The 15,195-nt window shown below is 63.9% G+C and carries 15 protein-coding genes; 7 read left to right on the forward strand and 8 right to left on the reverse strand.

The window, feature by feature from the left end:
* Positions 1-20: 20 nt before the first annotated feature.
* From sdhA to sdhC, 3 genes are read right to left on the reverse strand one after another with little or no spacing between them, the layout of a single operon-like run.
* Positions 21-1,856 (reverse strand): succinate dehydrogenase flavoprotein subunit, encoded by a 1,836-nt coding sequence (gene sdhA / locus AC0L20_RS25820; RefSeq protein ID WP_473293578.1) that lies wholly within the window; start codon positions 1,854-1,856, stop codon positions 21-23.
* Between the two features lie 3 nt (positions 1,857-1,859).
* Positions 1,860-2,276 carry a succinate dehydrogenase, hydrophobic membrane anchor protein gene (gene sdhD, locus AC0L20_RS25825; protein ID WP_473293579.1) on the reverse strand — a complete coding sequence of 139 codons (417 nt, stop codon included), beginning with the start codon at positions 2,274-2,276 and terminating at the stop codon, positions 1,860-1,862.
* Positions 2,273-2,671, reverse strand: coding sequence for a succinate dehydrogenase, cytochrome b556 subunit (gene sdhC, locus AC0L20_RS25830; protein ID WP_473293580.1), 399 nt, complete (start codon positions 2,669-2,671; stop codon positions 2,273-2,275). The genes sdhD and sdhC overlap by 4 nt, the downstream gene beginning before the upstream one ends.
* Before the next feature lie 516 nt (positions 2,672-3,187).
* On the opposite strand from sdhC, the gene AC0L20_RS25835 reads away from it, so the two are divergent.
* Positions 3,188-4,048, forward strand: coding sequence for a sulfite exporter TauE/SafE family protein (locus AC0L20_RS25835; RefSeq protein WP_473293581.1), 861 nt, complete (start codon positions 3,188-3,190; stop codon positions 4,046-4,048).
* Positions 4,049-4,174: 126 nt separating this feature from the next.
* Here the strand turns inward: AC0L20_RS25835 and AC0L20_RS25840 are convergent, their stop codons facing one another.
* Positions 4,175-5,704, reverse strand: coding sequence for a malonate--CoA ligase (locus AC0L20_RS25840; RefSeq protein ID WP_473293582.1), 1,530 nt, complete (start codon positions 5,702-5,704; stop codon positions 4,175-4,177).
* Positions 5,705-5,843: 139 nt separating this feature from the next.
* On the opposite strand from AC0L20_RS25840, the gene AC0L20_RS25845 reads away from it, so the two are divergent.
* From AC0L20_RS25845 to AC0L20_RS25860, 4 genes are all read left to right on the forward strand, one after another.
* Positions 5,844-6,605, forward strand: a complete 762-nt coding sequence (locus tag AC0L20_RS25845) for an SDR family oxidoreductase (RefSeq protein ID WP_473248797.1) — start codon at positions 5,844-5,846, stop codon at positions 6,603-6,605.
* A 300-nt stretch (positions 6,606-6,905) separates the two neighbouring features.
* A complete protein-coding gene (locus AC0L20_RS25850) occupies positions 6,906-7,460 on the forward strand; it encodes a fasciclin domain-containing protein (RefSeq protein ID WP_354064749.1) in 555 nt (184 codons plus the stop codon).
* A 184-nt stretch (positions 7,461-7,644) separates the two neighbouring features.
* A complete protein-coding gene (locus tag AC0L20_RS25855; RefSeq protein ID WP_456766826.1) occupies positions 7,645-8,274 on the forward strand; it encodes a cytochrome b/b6 domain-containing protein in 630 nt (209 codons plus the stop codon).
* Positions 8,275-8,289: 15 nt separating this feature from the next.
* Entirely contained in the window at positions 8,290-9,072 is a 783-nt protein-coding gene (locus AC0L20_RS25860) for a molybdopterin-dependent oxidoreductase (protein WP_473293583.1), read from the forward strand.
* 165 nt (positions 9,073-9,237) lie between these two features.
* Here the strand turns inward: AC0L20_RS25860 and AC0L20_RS25865 are convergent, their stop codons facing one another.
* Positions 9,238-10,428 carry a YbfB/YjiJ family MFS transporter gene (locus AC0L20_RS25865; protein ID WP_473293584.1) on the reverse strand — a complete coding sequence of 397 codons (1,191 nt, stop codon included), beginning with the start codon at positions 10,426-10,428 and terminating at the stop codon, positions 9,238-9,240.
* 227 nt (positions 10,429-10,655) lie between these two features.
* Between AC0L20_RS25865 and leuB the strand changes: the two genes are divergently transcribed.
* On the forward strand, positions 10,656-11,768 hold the full coding sequence (gene leuB, locus AC0L20_RS25870) for a 3-isopropylmalate dehydrogenase (protein ID WP_473293585.1): 1,113 nt from the start codon (positions 10,656-10,658) through the stop codon (positions 11,766-11,768).
* A gap of 176 nt (positions 11,769-11,944) precedes the next feature.
* On the opposite strand, the gene AC0L20_RS25875 is transcribed toward leuB, so the two are convergent.
* Entirely contained in the window at positions 11,945-12,331 is a 387-nt protein-coding gene (locus AC0L20_RS25875; RefSeq protein ID WP_473293586.1) for a hypothetical protein, read from the reverse strand.
* Positions 12,332-12,487: 156 nt separating this feature from the next.
* Entirely contained in the window at positions 12,488-13,276 is a 789-nt protein-coding gene (locus AC0L20_RS25880) for a hypothetical protein (protein WP_473293587.1), read from the reverse strand.
* A gap of 116 nt (positions 13,277-13,392) precedes the next feature.
* Between AC0L20_RS25880 and AC0L20_RS25885 the strand changes: the two genes are divergently transcribed.
* A complete protein-coding gene (locus AC0L20_RS25885; protein ID WP_007598796.1) occupies positions 13,393-14,427 on the forward strand; it encodes an aspartate-semialdehyde dehydrogenase in 1,035 nt (344 codons plus the stop codon).
* A 113-nt stretch (positions 14,428-14,540) separates the two neighbouring features.
* Here AC0L20_RS25885 and AC0L20_RS25890 read toward each other — a convergent pair whose 3' ends face one another.
* Positions 14,541-15,185, reverse strand: coding sequence for a carbonic anhydrase (locus tag AC0L20_RS25890; RefSeq protein ID WP_473293588.1), 645 nt, complete (start codon positions 15,183-15,185; stop codon positions 14,541-14,543).
* Between the last annotated feature and the right edge of the window lie 10 nt (positions 15,186-15,195).

Raw genomic sequence — 15,195 nt, forward strand, 5'->3', positions numbered from 1 at the left:
GCTCAGTACACGCGCGCCGTTTAGTAAACGCGAGCTTTCGGCGGGATGTACTGGACGTCGTTGGTCATGGTGTAGTCGTGGACCGGTCGGTACTCGATCTTGACCCTGCCGGAATCTTCCAGCCAGGCCAGCGTGTGCTTCATCCAGTTTTTGTCGTCGCGCTCGGAGAAGTCCTCGCGGGCATGCGCGCCGCGGCTCTCGGTGCGGTTGGCGGCCGAGTTCATCGTCACCACCGCCTGCGCGATCAGATTGTCGAATTCGAGCGTCTCGATCAGGTCGGAATTCCACACCAGCGAGCGGTCGGACACGGCGATGTCGGTGATGCCGCTATGGACCTTCTCGATCAAATTCTGGCCTTCGCTCAGGATGTCGCCGGTGCGGAACACCGCGCAATTGTTCTGCATCACGTGCTGCATGCCTTCGCGCAGCTTCGCAGTCGGGGTGCCGCCGGAGGCGTAGCGATAGTGGTCGAGGCGGCCGAGCGCCAGGTCGGACGAGTTCGCCGGCAGCTCCGGCTGGCTGGCGTTCGGCGTGAGCTTCTCGGCGAGGCGCAGCGCAGCGGCGCGGCCGAACACGACGAGATCGATCAGCGAGTTCGAGCCGAGGCGGTTGGCGCCGTGCACGGAGACGCAAGCGGCCTCGCCGATCGCCATCAGGCCCGGGATGATGGCGTTGTCGTCGCCGTCCTTCTTGGTCAGGACTTCGCCGTGATAATTCGTCGGGATGCCGCCCATGTTGTAGTGCACGGTCGGCACGATCGGGATCGGCTCGCGCGTCACGTCGACATTGGCGAAGATCTTTGCGGATTCCGAGATGCCCGGCAGGCGTTCGGCCAGCACCGCGGGATCGAGATGGTCGAGATGAAGGAAGATGTGGTCCTTCTTCTTGCCGACGCCGCGCCCCTCCCGGATCTCGATGGTCATCGCGCGCGAGACGACGTCACGCGAGGCCAGATCCTTCGCCGACGGCGCATAGCGCTCCATGAAGCGCTCGCCCTCGGAGTTGACGAGATAACCGCCTTCGCCGCGCGCGCCTTCAGTGACGAGACAGCCCGAGCCGTAGATGCCGGTCGGGTGGAACTGCACGAACTCCATGTCCTGCATCGGCAGGCCGGCGCGCAGCACCATGCCGCCGCCATCGCCGGTGCAGGTGTGCGCCGAGGTGCAGGACGCATAGGCGCGGCCGTAGCCGCCGGTCGCCAGAATCACGGACTGGGCGCGGAAGCGGTGCAGCGTGCCGTCGTCGAGCTTGAGCGCGATGACGCCGCGGCAGGTGCCCTGGTCATCCATGATCAGATCGATGGCAAAGAACTCGATGAAGAACTCGGCCGCGTGGCGCAGCGACTGGCCGTACATCGTGTGCAGCATGGCGTGGCCGGTGCGGTCGGCGGCGGCGCAGGTGCGCTGCGCCTGACCTTTGCCGTAGTCCATCGTCATGCCGCCGAACGGACGCTGGTAGATCTTGCCGTCTTCGGTGCGCGAGAACGGCACGCCCCAATGCTCGAGCTCGTAGACCGCCTCGGGCGCGTTGCGCACCATGTATTCGATCGCGTCCTGGTCGCCCAGCCAGTCCGACCCCTTCACGGTGTCGTACATGTGCCAGCGCCAGTCGTCCTTGTGCATGTTGCCGAGCGACGCCGAGATGCCGCCCTGCGCCGCGACCGTGTGCGAGCGCGTCGGAAATACTTTGGTGATGCAGGCGGTACGAAGACCGGCTTCGCTGCAGCCGACCACGGCGCGCAAGCCCGCGCCGCCGGCGCCGACCACGACGACATCATAGGTGTGGTCTTCGATCGGATAGGCTTTGCCGTTGGTGGCGGGAGCGCCGTTGCCCTTGCCATTGGTCTCTGTGGCCATGGGTTAGACTCCGGAGGAAAGTTTCAGGATCGCGTAGGTCGAGGCGAGCGCCACGGCGAACGAGAAGAAGTTGTTGAGCATGATCGAGATGAGCTTCAGCTTCTCGTTATGGATGTAGTCCTCGATCACGACCTGCATGCCGATCTTCATGTGCCAGGCGCTCGCGAAGATGAAGAGCAGCAGGATCACCGCGACCGGCAGCGAGCCGAGAATCTGCGCGGCACCGGCCTGGTTGCGGCCGAGCAGCATCATCACGATCACGATCACAGGGATCATCAGCAGCGTCATGGCGACGCCGGTGATGCGCTGGCGCCAGAAATCGGACGTGCCCGAATGCGCCGCGCCGAGATTGCGCACGCGGCCGAGCGGGGTGCGCATGGAGGAGCCCTTCGGAGAGCCGTGGGATTCGTCGAAACTCATCGTCCGCCTCCGATCGCGTAGGCGATGATCCAGACGAGGACCGTGAGCACGATGCCACCGATCAACGCGCCCCAGGTCAACGCTTCGCGCTCATTGGCCTTGAAGCCGTAGCCGAGGTCCCAGACGAAATGCCGGATGCCGCTGAGCATGTGGTGCATCAGCGCCCAGGTGAAGCCGAACACGATCAGCCGGCCGATGATGCTGCCGGTGAAGGCCTGGACGTGGCTATAGGCGGCGGGGCCCGAGGCCGCCGCAATCAGCCACCAGGCCAGCAGCAGCGTTCCGGCGTAGAGGGCAATCCCGGTGGCGCGATGAACGATGGAGAGCGCCATCGTCAACGTCCAGCGGTAGACTTGCATGTGTGGCGAAAGCGGTCGTTCGATCCGTGCGGTCATGGGCTTCGATTGCTTTATTGCGGCCCAGCATGGGCGCGCGGGGATCGCGAAAGGTCGGCTCTATTTACGGAGTCGATTTCACCTGCGCAATCACCAAATCGCCATAGATCGAACTTGGGTTCAGCTCTAGGCCCTTGATGTAACAAGGCCAATCGGCGGCTTGGTATACCAGGGCCATGGCGCACCGGCTAAAGACAGAATCTAAATTCATGACTTGTTGCAGAGCTGCGGCGCATTGAAATTACTATTGGAACGGCTCTAAGCCGCCGCAGGCCAACCAGGGTTCGAACCAGTCATCCATGACGTTCGACCCGGCAGGGCTGATCAGCGAGCAATTTCCAATTTCCGCGAAGCGCACCGATTTTTCGCGAGACGGGCGGATATGCGCAGCCTGCATCCCACCCCAGAGCGCCGATGCGGCGGTCGACCCGACAAATCAGATCGCCTAGAGCATTGCGGGCAGCTGTCCGAGCGATGCATCGGAGAAGTTGCGACCACCGCCGGGGCAGGTCAGGGGTGATTGCAGGACTCGATATCAAGGAGATCGTCGAACTCGCGCTGTTGCTGATCGCAACCGGCGCGCTCTCCGGATTTTTGGCCGGCGTGTTCGGCATTGGCGGCGGCGCGATTCTGGTGCCGGTGTTCTACGAGTGCTTCCGCATCGCCGGTGTGCCGCTCGAGGTGCGCATGCCGCTGTGCATCGGCACTTCGCTCGCTGTCATCATTCCGACTTCGATCCGTTCGTTCCAGGCCCATTACAAGCGCGGCGCCGTCGATCTTGCTATCCTTCGGGTCTGGTGGCTGCCGATCTTGATCGGCGTCGTCGCCGGCAGCGTCGTCGCGCGCTACGCGCCGGAGCGGCTGTTCAAGATCGTGTTCGTCGCCGTCGCCTGGTCGGCCGCGGTACGGCTGATCTTCGCGCGCGAGAGCTGGAAGCTCGGCGATGATCTGCCGAAGGGGCCGCTGATGCGATTCTACGGCTTCTGCGTCGGCATTTTGTCGACGCTGATGGGCATCGGCGGTGGATTGTTTTCGAACCTGCTGATGACGTTCTATGGCCGCCCGATCCATCAGGCCGTGGCGACATCGTCGGCGCTCGCGGTGCTGATCTCGATCCCCGGTGCGCTCGGCTACATCTATGCCGGCTGGCCTGCGGCGGCGCACTATCCCGGCGTTGCAGCCCTGCAACTCCCGTTCGCGCTCGGCTACGTCTCGCTGATCGGCGCGGTCCTGGTGATGCCGATGAGTCTTGTCACAGCGCCGCTCGGTGTGAGAGCCGCGCATGCGATGTCCAAGCGGACGCTGGAGGTCGCGTTCGGGTGCTATCTGTTTATCGTCGGTGGCCGGTTTGTGATGAGCTTGTTAGGCGGGCTGTAGGCGCCGTTAACTCCGTCATTGCGAGCGTAGCGAAGCAATCCAGGAGTCTTTCCGCGGCGGCAGTCTGGATTGCTTCGTCGCAAAGGCTCCTCGCAATGACGACGAGAGTTCTGCGAACAACAGCCCCTATTTCTTCGCGTAAAGATCCTTGTAAATATCCCGCAGCACGTTTTTCTGCACCTTGCCCATGGTGTTGCGCGGCAGCTCGTCGACGACGAAGACGCGCTTGGGCATCTTGAATTTCGCCAGCCGGCCGTCGAGCGCCTTCAGCACCGCGGCCTCGGTCACATCGGCGCCCTTGTTGCAGACCAGCACAGCCGTGACGCCCTCGCCGAAATCGGCGTGGGGCACGCCGATCACCGCGGATTCGATCACGCCGGGCATGGCGTCGATCTCGCTCTCGATTTCTTTCGGGTAGACGTTGAAGCCGCCGGAGATCACGAGATCCTTGCCGCGGCCGAGAATGTGGACGTAACCCTTGGCGTCGATCTTGCCGAGGTCGCCGGTGATGAAGAAGCCATCGTCGCGGAATTCCGCCTTGGTCTTCTCCGGCATGCGCCAATAGCCCTTGAACACGTTGGGGCCCTTGACCTCGATCATGCCGATTTCGTCACGCGGCAGTTCCTTGGCCGTCTCGGGGTCGGTGACGCGCACGGACACGCCGGGAAGGGGAAAGCCGACTGCGCCGGGCACGCGCTCGCCGTCATAGGGATTCGACGTGTTCATGTTGGTCTCGGTCATGCCGTAGCGCTCGAGCACGGCATGCCCCGTGCGCGCCGACCATTCGCGATGGGTTTCGGCGAGCAGCGGCGCCGAGCCCGAGATGAACAGCCGCATGTGTTGTGTGGTTTCGCGCGACAGCGCGGCGTTCTGGAGTAGGCGGGTGTAGAACGTCGGCACGCCCATCAGCACCGTGGCGCGCGCCATCAGCTTGATGATCAGATCCGGGTCGAGCTTCGGCAGGAAGATCATCGACGCGCGCGCGAACAGCGTCACGTTGGTCGCCACGAACAAGCCGTGGGTGTGGTAGATCGGCAGCGCGTGGATCAGCACGTCCTTGTCGGTGAAGCGCCAAAAGCCGACGAGCGAGAGCGAGTTCGACGCCAGATTGTCGTGGGTCAGCATCGCGCCCTTGGAGCGCCCGGTGGTGCCGGACGTGTAGAGGATCGCGGCGAGATCGTCGTTTGCGCGCGGCACCGTGGTGAATTCGCTGCTCGCCTTGTCCGCGGCGTCCGTCAGCGAGCCCTTGCCGTCAGGCCCGAGCGTCTCGATTTTCGCCGTCACCTTGGCGGCGATGGGGGCGAGGCCCTCCGCCTTGGAGGGATCGCAGACCACCAGCGAGGGCTCGGCATCGCCCATGAAATAGTCGAGCTCGTTCAGCGTATAGGCGGTGTTGAGCGGCAGGTAGACCGCGCCGGCCCGCACCGTGGCCAGATACAGCACGATGTTGGCCACGGATTTCTCGACCTGAACCGCAACCCGGTCGCCGGGCTTCACGCCGCGCGCGACCAGCACATTGGCCATCTGTCCGGCACGGGCGATCAGGTCGCCATAGCTGATGCGCCCTCCGTCTTGCGTCTCGATCGCGAGGCGCTTCGGATCGTCGAGGCCGTCGAACAGGCGGGAAAACAGATTGGCGTTGGCAGCTTGGTTCATGCAAGATTTCCTCGACCGCAAGGCTTGACTGCAAGGCTTGACCACAAGGCTTGACCACAAGGCTCGTCAGACAAGGCCGGTCAAAACCGAGGGCTGGATTAGCAAAAACCGCCCCGATGAAGCAACGGAGACAGTTTGCATGACCAAAAACGGGAAACGCGTGGCCTGGGTGACAGGCGGGGGCAGCGGGATCGGGGAGGCCGGCGCCGAGGCGCTGGCGGCCGACGGCTGGACGGTGGTGGTCTCGGGCCGGCGCAAGGACGCCCTCGATACCGTGGTCGCGAAAATCACTGGGGCGGGCGGAGCCGCTGAAGCCATCGCGCTGGACGTGTCGGTCGCCGCCGCGGCCCAGAAGGCGGCCGATCAAATCGTCGCGAAGCACGGCCGGATCGACCTGCTGGTGAACAATGCCGGCATCAATGTCCCCAAGCGGAGCTGGAAGGACATGGAACTGGAGGGCTGGGACAAGCTGGTCCAGGTCAACCTCAACGGCGTGCTCTATTGCATGCACGCGGTGCTGCCGACGATGCGCAAGCAGCAGGACGGCTCCATCATCAACGTCTCGTCCTGGGCCGGCCGCCACGTCTCGAAAATGCCGGGCCCGGCCTACACCACGACCAAGCATGCGGTGCTGGCGCTGACCCATTCCTTCAACATGGACGAATGCGTCAACGGCCTGCGCGCCTGCTGCCTGATGCCGGGCGAGGTCGCGACCCCGATCCTGAAGCTGCGCCCGGTGGTGCCCAGCGAAGAGGAGCAGGCCAGGATGCTGCAATCCGAAGATCTCGGCCGCACCATCGCGTTCATCGCGAGCATGCCGGCGCGGGTGTGCATCAACGAACTGCTGATCAGCCCGACGCATAATCGCGGGTTCATTCAGACGCCGCACAACAGGGATTGAGCGGCAGGTAGATCGTCGAGGCTCGTCATTGCGAGCGAAGCGAAGCAATCCAGCGGTGCATCCGTGGTGGCAGCCTGGATTGCTTCGTCGCTTCGCTCCTCGCAATGACGCACCCCACGGAGCACCACGCATTTAGTTTCACGCATCACAAAGAAGTTTTGTTCGAAACCGCTTCGCAAACCCTCCCGTAATTCGAGCCAACGACGTCGCTGCTGCTTCACGCTCACAGGTCGCAGCCACCGTTGTTGCCCAACTCGAACGCCGGCAATCGCCGGTCATCATCCAATCGGGAGACTCTCCATGTCGAAGCGCATTGCCTACCTTACCGCTGCAGCTTTCAGCGCGCTGGCCATCACCGCGACCGTCGTCGCGCCCGCCCGCGCCGAGGAAAAGACCGTTATGGTCGGCGGCGCCGCGATGTTCCCGTCCAAGAACATCGTCCAGAACGCCGTCAACTCGAAGGACCACACCACGCTGGTGGCGGCGGTGAAGGCGGCCGGCCTGGTGCCGACGCTGGAAGGCAAGGGCCCGTTCACGGTGTTCGCGCCGACCAATGCCGCCTTCGGCAAGCTGCCGGCCGGCACCGTCGACACCCTGGTCAAGCCCGAGAACAAGGCGACGCTGACGAAGATCCTCACCTATCATGTGGTGCCCGGCAAGCTCGAGGCGTCCGACCTCACCGACGGCAAGAAGATGAAGACCGCCGAAGGCGAGGAGCTGACGGTGAAGAAGATGGACGGCAAGGTCTGGATCGTCGATGCCAAGGGCGGCACCTCGATGGTGACGATCTCCAACGTCAACCAGTCGAACGGTGTGATCCATGTGGTCGATACCGTGCTGATGCCGGCGACGTAAATACTGCACTATCCGGCTTCATCCCCCGAACCGGATGCGACGAAATGGCGAGCCGGGGGTACCCGGCTCGCTTTATTGTGACCATGATAGCCCGCCGGTATCGATTCGATGCCGGGCAGGGCGTAACGAAAGCGGAAGCATCGGCGTATAATTGCTGTCAGACGATGTTCAGGACGGAACCGCCATGTCGAGCCTCACAGTCACCGACGAGCAGGTCAGCGCCACCCCGGCCAAAGTGATCCAGCCGGCCTGGGTCCGGGTCATGCACTGGATCAACGCCCTTGCCATGATCCTGATGATCCTGTCGGGCTGGCAGATCTACAACGCCTCGCCGCTGTTCGGTTTCAGCTTTCCGCGCGACTACACGCTCGGCGGCTGGCTCGGTGGCGGCCTGCTCTGGCACTTTGCGGCGATGTGGCTGCTGATGATCAACGGCCTTGCCTATCTCGTCACCGGTTTTGCCACGGGGCGCTTCCGGAAAAAACTGCTGCCGATCACCCCGTCCGGCGTGCTCCACGATGTCAGGGCTGCGCTGACCTTCAAGCTCGGCCATGCCGATCTCACCGTCTACAATTACGTCCAGCGCGTGCTGTATGCCGGCATCATCCTGGTCGGCGTGATCATCGTGCTGTCGGGGCTGGGAATGTGGAAGCCGGTGCAATTGCACTGGCTCGTGAGCCTGTTCGGCGACTATCCGACCGCGCGCTACATCCATTTCTTCTGCATGGCCGCGATCTGCGCGTTCCTCGTCATTCACGTTTTACTCGCGCTGCTGGTGCCGAAGAGCCTGCGCGCGATGATCATCGGCCGTTAGAGCGGAGAGAGAACCATGGCCAAGCGCTCATTTCTGATCCCCGGCGTCGACAAGCGGCTGCTGATCAAGGACTCCATCAAGACGATGCCAGAGGTCAGCCGCCGCCGCTTCATCGCGGGCGGCGCCAGCTTAGGGGCGCTGACGCTGCTCACCGGCTGCGACGTGATCGACTCGTCCTCCGCCGAGGAGATGCTGAAGTCGGTTTCGAAATTCAACGATGCCGTGCAGGATTTCATCTTCAATCCCGACGCACTGGCGCCGACGTTTCCCGAGAGCGCGATCACAAAACCGTTTCCGTTCAACGCCTATTACGATCTCGACGACGCACCCGATGTCGACGGCGCCGACTGGAAGCTCGAAGTCCGCGGTCTCGTCGACAACAAGAAGCCGTGGACGCTTCCGGAATTGTACAAGCTGCCGCAGGTCACGCAGATCACCCGTCACATCTGCGTCGAGGGCTGGAGCGCGATCGGCAGCTGGACCGGCACGCCGATGCGCGACTTCCTCAAGCTGATCGGCGCCGACACCCGTGCAAAGTATGTCTGGTTCCAGTGCGCCGACAAGGACGGCTACAATTCTCCGCTCGACATGCGCACCGCGCTGCATCCGCAGACCCAGATGACGTTCAAATACGCCGGCGAAATCCTGCCGCGCGCGTATGGGTTTCCAATGAAGATCCGCGTGCCGACCAAGCTCGGCTTCAAGAATCCGAAATACGTGGTGTCGATGGAAGTCACCAACGACTACAAGGGCGGCTATTGGGAAGACCAGGGGTACAATTCGTTTAGTGGGAGCTAGCTCCGCGGAGTTAACCTGATCGTCGTCCCGGCGAGGCCGGGACCCATAACTACAGGGAGACGTTTGGCGAGGATTCGTAGTGAAGCGTCCTCCCACCGTACGCTCGCCTGCATCCGTCGATAGATCACGCGGTATGGGTCCCGGCCTTCGCCGGGACGACACTTGTTATGAGGCCGGCCCCACCTTCCGCTGGCACAGCGCCGCAACCGCGCCCAGCGCCAGCAGCGCTGCAGACACATTCAGCGCGTAACTCAAGCTCCCCAGTGCGTCCGTGATCGCGCCGACCACGATCGGGCCGAGCGTCTGGCCGACGCCGAACGAGATCGTCATCGCCGCGATCGCGGTCGGCCACACCTCAGGCGGATAGTTGAAGCGTACGAAAGCGGTGGTCGAACCGACCACAGCGAAGAAGGCGACGCCGAACACGATCGCGGAGACCGCGAGCCATGCCGGCGAATGCCCGAGCATCGGCAGGGCGGCGCCGAGCGCGTTGGTGCCGAGAATGATCGCGGTGGCCAGCCCGCCGCGATCGAGCGCGAGCACGCCGCGCCAGGCCCACGGCGTGACGAAGGCGCTCAAGCCGATCAGGCTCCAGAACCCGGCCTGCGCCGCGGCCCCGCCGCCGCCGTCGCGCACATAGGCGATCATGAACGTCATGTAGGCGATGTAGCCGGCGCCGAACAGGAAGTAGCCTGCGAGATAGATCAGCACCGGAAAAATCGCGAAGGCGCCGTGGCTGCCTTGCGAGAAACGCACGCCGCTCTCGATGCGGACCAGGAACAGCGGCACGGTCATGACGACGGACAGCAGGGTCATCGCCCACCACACGATCCACCACGAGCCCGGCCCGAAATATTGCAGCGTGAACGGGGCGATCAGTCCGGAGGAGAGAATGCCGATGCCGGGCCCGGCATAGAACAGGCTGAGCAGGAAATTGGCCCGCTCCGGGCGCGACTGCGCGATGGATGCGGCCAGCGCGCCGCCGGCGACGAAGCCGGCCGCGGCGCCAACGCCCAGCACGAGACGCGCCAGGCTCAGCGCGACGAAATTCCCGGTCAGCGCGCAAGTCGCGAGCGCGGCGACGCAGGCCAGGGTTCCGCCGCGGATCGCGGCCGACCAGCCGACCCGTTCGATCAACCGGGATGCCACCAGGGCGCCGACGAGGTAGCCGACGGCGTTGATGGTGTTCATGAAACCGGCCGCCGAGTAGGACCAGCCGAGGTCCTCCCGCATGTCGGGCAGCACCAGTGAATAGGCGAAGCGGCCGATACCCAGCCCAACTGTCGCGGCCAGCGACAGGGTCAGGATCAACCGTGCGGGGTGGGCATCGGGTGGAGGGCGGTCAGGTGCGTGCAAGGGGTACTCCGGCATGCGCAGTGTGGCAGGCCCTGCCCGCCTTGCACAGAACCGAAGCGGCAATGGTGTCTTGCCAAGCACGCATCGCCGCTCTAGCACTCCGGCCGAAATTCACGAGATGCCGTCATGCCCGGCCTTGTGCCGGGCATCCACGTTCTTCTGCACCCGAGGCAAGACGTGGATGGCCGGGTCAAGCCCGGCTATGACGAAACGGAGGAAGAACGACCATGGCGACCCACAAACTGCTGCTGCTTCCCGGCGACGGTATCGGCCCCGAGGTGATGGGCGAGGTGAAGCGGCTGATCGACTGGCTCAATTCGGCGGGCATCGCCAAGTTCGAGACCGACACCGGCCTCGTCGGCGGTTCGGCCTATGACGCGCACAAGGTGTCGATCTCGGAAGGCGACATGGCCAAGGCCAAGGATGCCGACGCGATCATCTTCGGCGCGGTCGGCGGTCCCAAGTGGGACGCGGTGCCCTACGAGGTGCGTCCGGAAGCCGGCCTGCTGCGCCTGCGCAAGGATCTCGGTCTGTTTGCCAACCTGCGTCCCGCCGTGTGCTACCCGGCGCTGGCGGAGGCCTCCAGCCTCAAGCGCGAGGCGGTCGAGGGCCTCGACATCATGATCGTGCGCGAGCTCACCGGCGGCGTCTATTTCGGCGAGCCCAAGACCATCACCGACCTCGGCAACGGCCAGAAGCGCGCCATCGATACCCAGGTCTACGACACCTATGAAATCGAGCGCATCGGCCGCGTCGCCTTCGAGCTTGCGAAGAAGCGCAAGAACAAGGTGACGTCGATGGAGAAGCGAAACGTCATGAAGTCGGGCGTGCTCTGGAACGAGGTCATGACCCAGGTCCACAAGCGCGAATATCCCGACGTCACGCTCGAGCATCAGCTGGCCGATTCCGGCGGCATGATGCTGGTGAAATGGCCGAAGCAGTTCGACGTCATCGTCACCGACAATCTGTTCGGCGACATGCTGTCCGACATTGCTGCGATGCTGACGGGATCGCTCGGCATGCTGCCCTCGGCCTCGCTCGGCGAGGTCGACGTCAAGAGCAAGAAGCGCAAGGCGCTGTACGAGCCCGTGCACGGCTCGGCGCCTGATATCGCCGGCCAGGGCCTCGCCAATCCGATCGCGATGATCTCGTCGTTCGGCATGGCGCTGCGTTATTCCTTCGACGTGGGCGATCTCGCCGACAAGGTCGACGCCGCGATCGCCGCGGTGCTGGCCAGCGGCCTGCGCACCGCGGACATCAAGTCGGAAGGCACCACGTCCGCCTCGACCACGCAGATGGGCGAAGCGATCCTGAAGGAATTGCAGAAGCTGCACGCCTGACGGCGAGCGCAGTGTTTGTAGGGTGGGCAAAGCGAAGCGTGCCCACCATTCTGATCGCCATTGCCGAGAGAGGGTGGGCACGGCGCTTCGCGCCTTTGCCCACCCTACAAGGTCCCATCAAAACAAAAATGGCCGGGCGCGAGCCCGGCCATTTTGATTCGGTCGATAATCCCGCCTCAGTACAGCGGGTAATTCTGCGGATAGCCGCCAACATCCTGCGGCGTGCTCAGCGGCTGGCGATCGATCGGGCGGTTGAGATTTTCGCGGGCGAAGGTCGGATAGCCCACCGCCGGCGGGAAGGCGTAGTCGGAGAACTTGCGGTCGCCCGGATTGACCTCGGTGCCGCCGTCGAGCCAGGAGCGCTTGCTCACATAGATGCGGGTGCGACCCTGCTGATAGCTCGCATTGGGGCCGCTCGGGCCGTAATAGTGACGGCCGCTGTCATAGCGCTGCTTCTTGGTGTCGGCCGAGGCGGGTGTCGCGAAGGCTGAGGACATGGCAATCACGGCGCCGGCCGCAAGCCACATCGCCAGTTTGTTCGCGGCAGAGAAATTCGAGCTCATCACGTCCCCTTCAGGCGGCAAGCCGCCAATCAATTTCACGCTCATACTAACCCGGCCGGGGCGGCTGCAACTAGGTCTATTGGGTCACACCAGCGCTGAATAATCGTGCGCGCCGGCAAAAGTTGCATGGATACAGCCACTTGAGCTTGATGCCGGTCAGAGCGCGCCGCGCAATTGCGCATTGGCGGCGCCGAGCAGCCAGTCCGACGAACCCGGGGGCGCGCAGGGGCGGCGCTTCAGCTCCGCATGGGCGAACAATTCGGCCAGCTTCGGCTCGTTGCCCGAGGTCAGCAGCGTCAGCCGGTTCAGCGTGCAGGCGATCGCGGCGCGCCGGGCGGGCAGGCTGTCGCCCTGGCAGGAAAATCCGGAGATCTGGAGCGCCGGCTCCTCGCTGCGCTTGAGGTAGCCGAGGCAGGCCCGCGCGCCCTCCGCCGTGCCGGTCGGCTGGAATAGGGCGACGGGGCCGAATTTCGTGTCGATCAGGCCGGCTTGCTCCAGCGGGGTTGCGGTGCCCAGTCCCATCCGGGCGGCCAGGTCCAGAGTTGCCGGCCGCGCCACGTCGAATTCGCCGCCTTCCCGGTAAATCTCGAACTCGGCCATGGCCGTGTCCGCCTCGCCCGCCCAGCGCATCACGTCCCTGCGGCCGCCTTCGGGGTGTCTCAAGATGGTGTAAGAGGCTGTTTTTTCTGACGAATCGAGCCGGCTGAGGGCGAAGCCTGGAGGCGAGCGGTCGGCCACGGCCCAACCCGGCTTCAGCGCCGGATCGTCGTCGCGCAAGGTTGGCAGCTGGCCGAGTGCCGCAAGGCCGAGGATGGCAAACAGCACCAAAGCCCCCACATAGGCGAACAGGCGCGCCAGCGTGCCGACGACCTCGTCGGCGAAGGCTGCGAGCGCAAGATGGATCTGGGTGGGGTTTGCGGCCGTGCTGGCCTCGGGCGACTGCATCCACGTCCCTAAGGCATGGTCCAACGTTGTCTTGAGGCCGGTTCTCGCATAGAAGCGCTGCTCTTCCTGTTTAAGCCTCAGCTTCAGGAACGAGCTTTTTCGTCGGAGAGTGAACGATGGGTTACAAAGTCGCAGTCGTCGGCGCGACCGGCAATGTCGGACGGGAAATGCTCAACATTCTGGATGAGCGCAAATTCCCCGCGGACGAGGTGGTGGCCCTGGCCTCACGCCGCAGCATGGGCGTCGAGGTCTCCTACGGCGACCGCACGCTGAAGGTCAAAGCGCTCGAGCATTACGACTTCTCCGACGTCGACATCTGCCTGATGTCGGCCGGCGGCGAGGTGTCGAAGGAATGGTCGCCGAAGATCGGCGCCGCCGGCACGGTCGTGATCGACAATTCCTCGGCCTGGCGCATGGACCCGGACGTGCCGTTGATCGTGCCGGAAGTGAATGCGGACGCGACCGCCGGCTTCAAGAAGAAGAACATCATCGCCAACCCGAACTGCTCGACCGCGCAGCTCGTGGTCGCGCTCAAGCCACTGCACGACAAGGCGACGATCAAGCGCGTCGTGGTCTCGACCTATCAATCGGTGTCGGGCGCCGGCAAGGACGCGATGGACGAATTGTTCTCGCAGACCAAGGCCGTCTACACCAACCAGGAGCTGGTCAATAACAAGTTTCCCGCGCGCATCGCCTTCAACGTCATCCCCCAGATCGACGTCTTCATGGAGGACGGCTACACCAAGGAAGAGTGGAAGATGATGGCGGAGACCAAGAAGATTCTTGATCCCAAGATCAAGCTCTCCGCGACCTGCGTGCGCGTGCCCGTTTTCGTCGGCCATTCCGAGGCCGTCAACATCGAGTTCGAGAACCCGATCAGCGCGGACGAAGCGCGCGACATCCTGCGCAAGGCGCCGGGTTGTCTCGTCATCGACAAGCATGAACCCGGCGGCTACGCCACGCCGTATGAAGCCGCCGGCGAGGACGCCACCTATATCAGCCGCATCCGCGAGGACGCGACGGTAGAGAACGGTCTCGTGCTGTGGTGCGTGTCCGACAATCTACGCAAGGGCGCCGCGCTCAACGCGATCCAGATCGCGGAAGTGCTGATCAACCGCAAGCTGATCAGCGCGAAGAAGAAGGCGGCGTAGGAGCCGTCATCGGTCTCGTAGGGTGGGCAAAGGCGCATCGCGCCGTGCCCACCATCATTCCGCGATTACGATACAATTGGTGGGCACGCTTCGCTTTGCCCACCCTACGAGACCTACGTCGCCTCGCGCGCGTTCCTGAATTCCTTCGCCGCCTTGTCCAGCACGAACAGTGATCCCTCCGCGACGCCGAAATAGGCGCCGTGGGTCTGCATCTGGCCGCTCTCGACCGCCTTCTGCACGAACGGGAAGGTCATCAGGTTTTCCAGGCTGCGGAACACCGCGGCCTTCTCGATGCGCTCGACGAATTGCGCCATGGTCTCGTGGTCGCGCTGCTCCACCACTTCGCCCGGCTTGATGAACATCTGCATCCATTTGCCGATGAAGTCGCCGGGCGTGAGCGGCTCGATCTTGTCGACGAAAGCGCGGATGCCGCCGCACTGCGCGTGCCCGAGCACCACGATGTGCTTCACCTTCAGCACCGTCACGGCATATTCCAGCGCCGCCGAGACGCCATGCGCGTTGCCGTCGGGCTGATACACCGGCACCAGATTGGCGATGTTGCGAACCACGAAGAGTTCGCCCGGTCCGACGTCGAAGATCACTTCGGGCGAGACGCGGCTATCGCAGCAGCCGATCACCATCACTTCGGGGAACTGCCCCTTCACCGACAGCTCGCGGTAGCGGGTCTGCTCGGTCGGCAGCCGCTGGGTGGCGAAGGCCTTGTAGCCTTCCAGCAAATGCTCTGGGAATGTGGTCATGGCCTATGCC

Source organism: Bradyrhizobium sp. Kon58 (assembly GCF_055807455.1).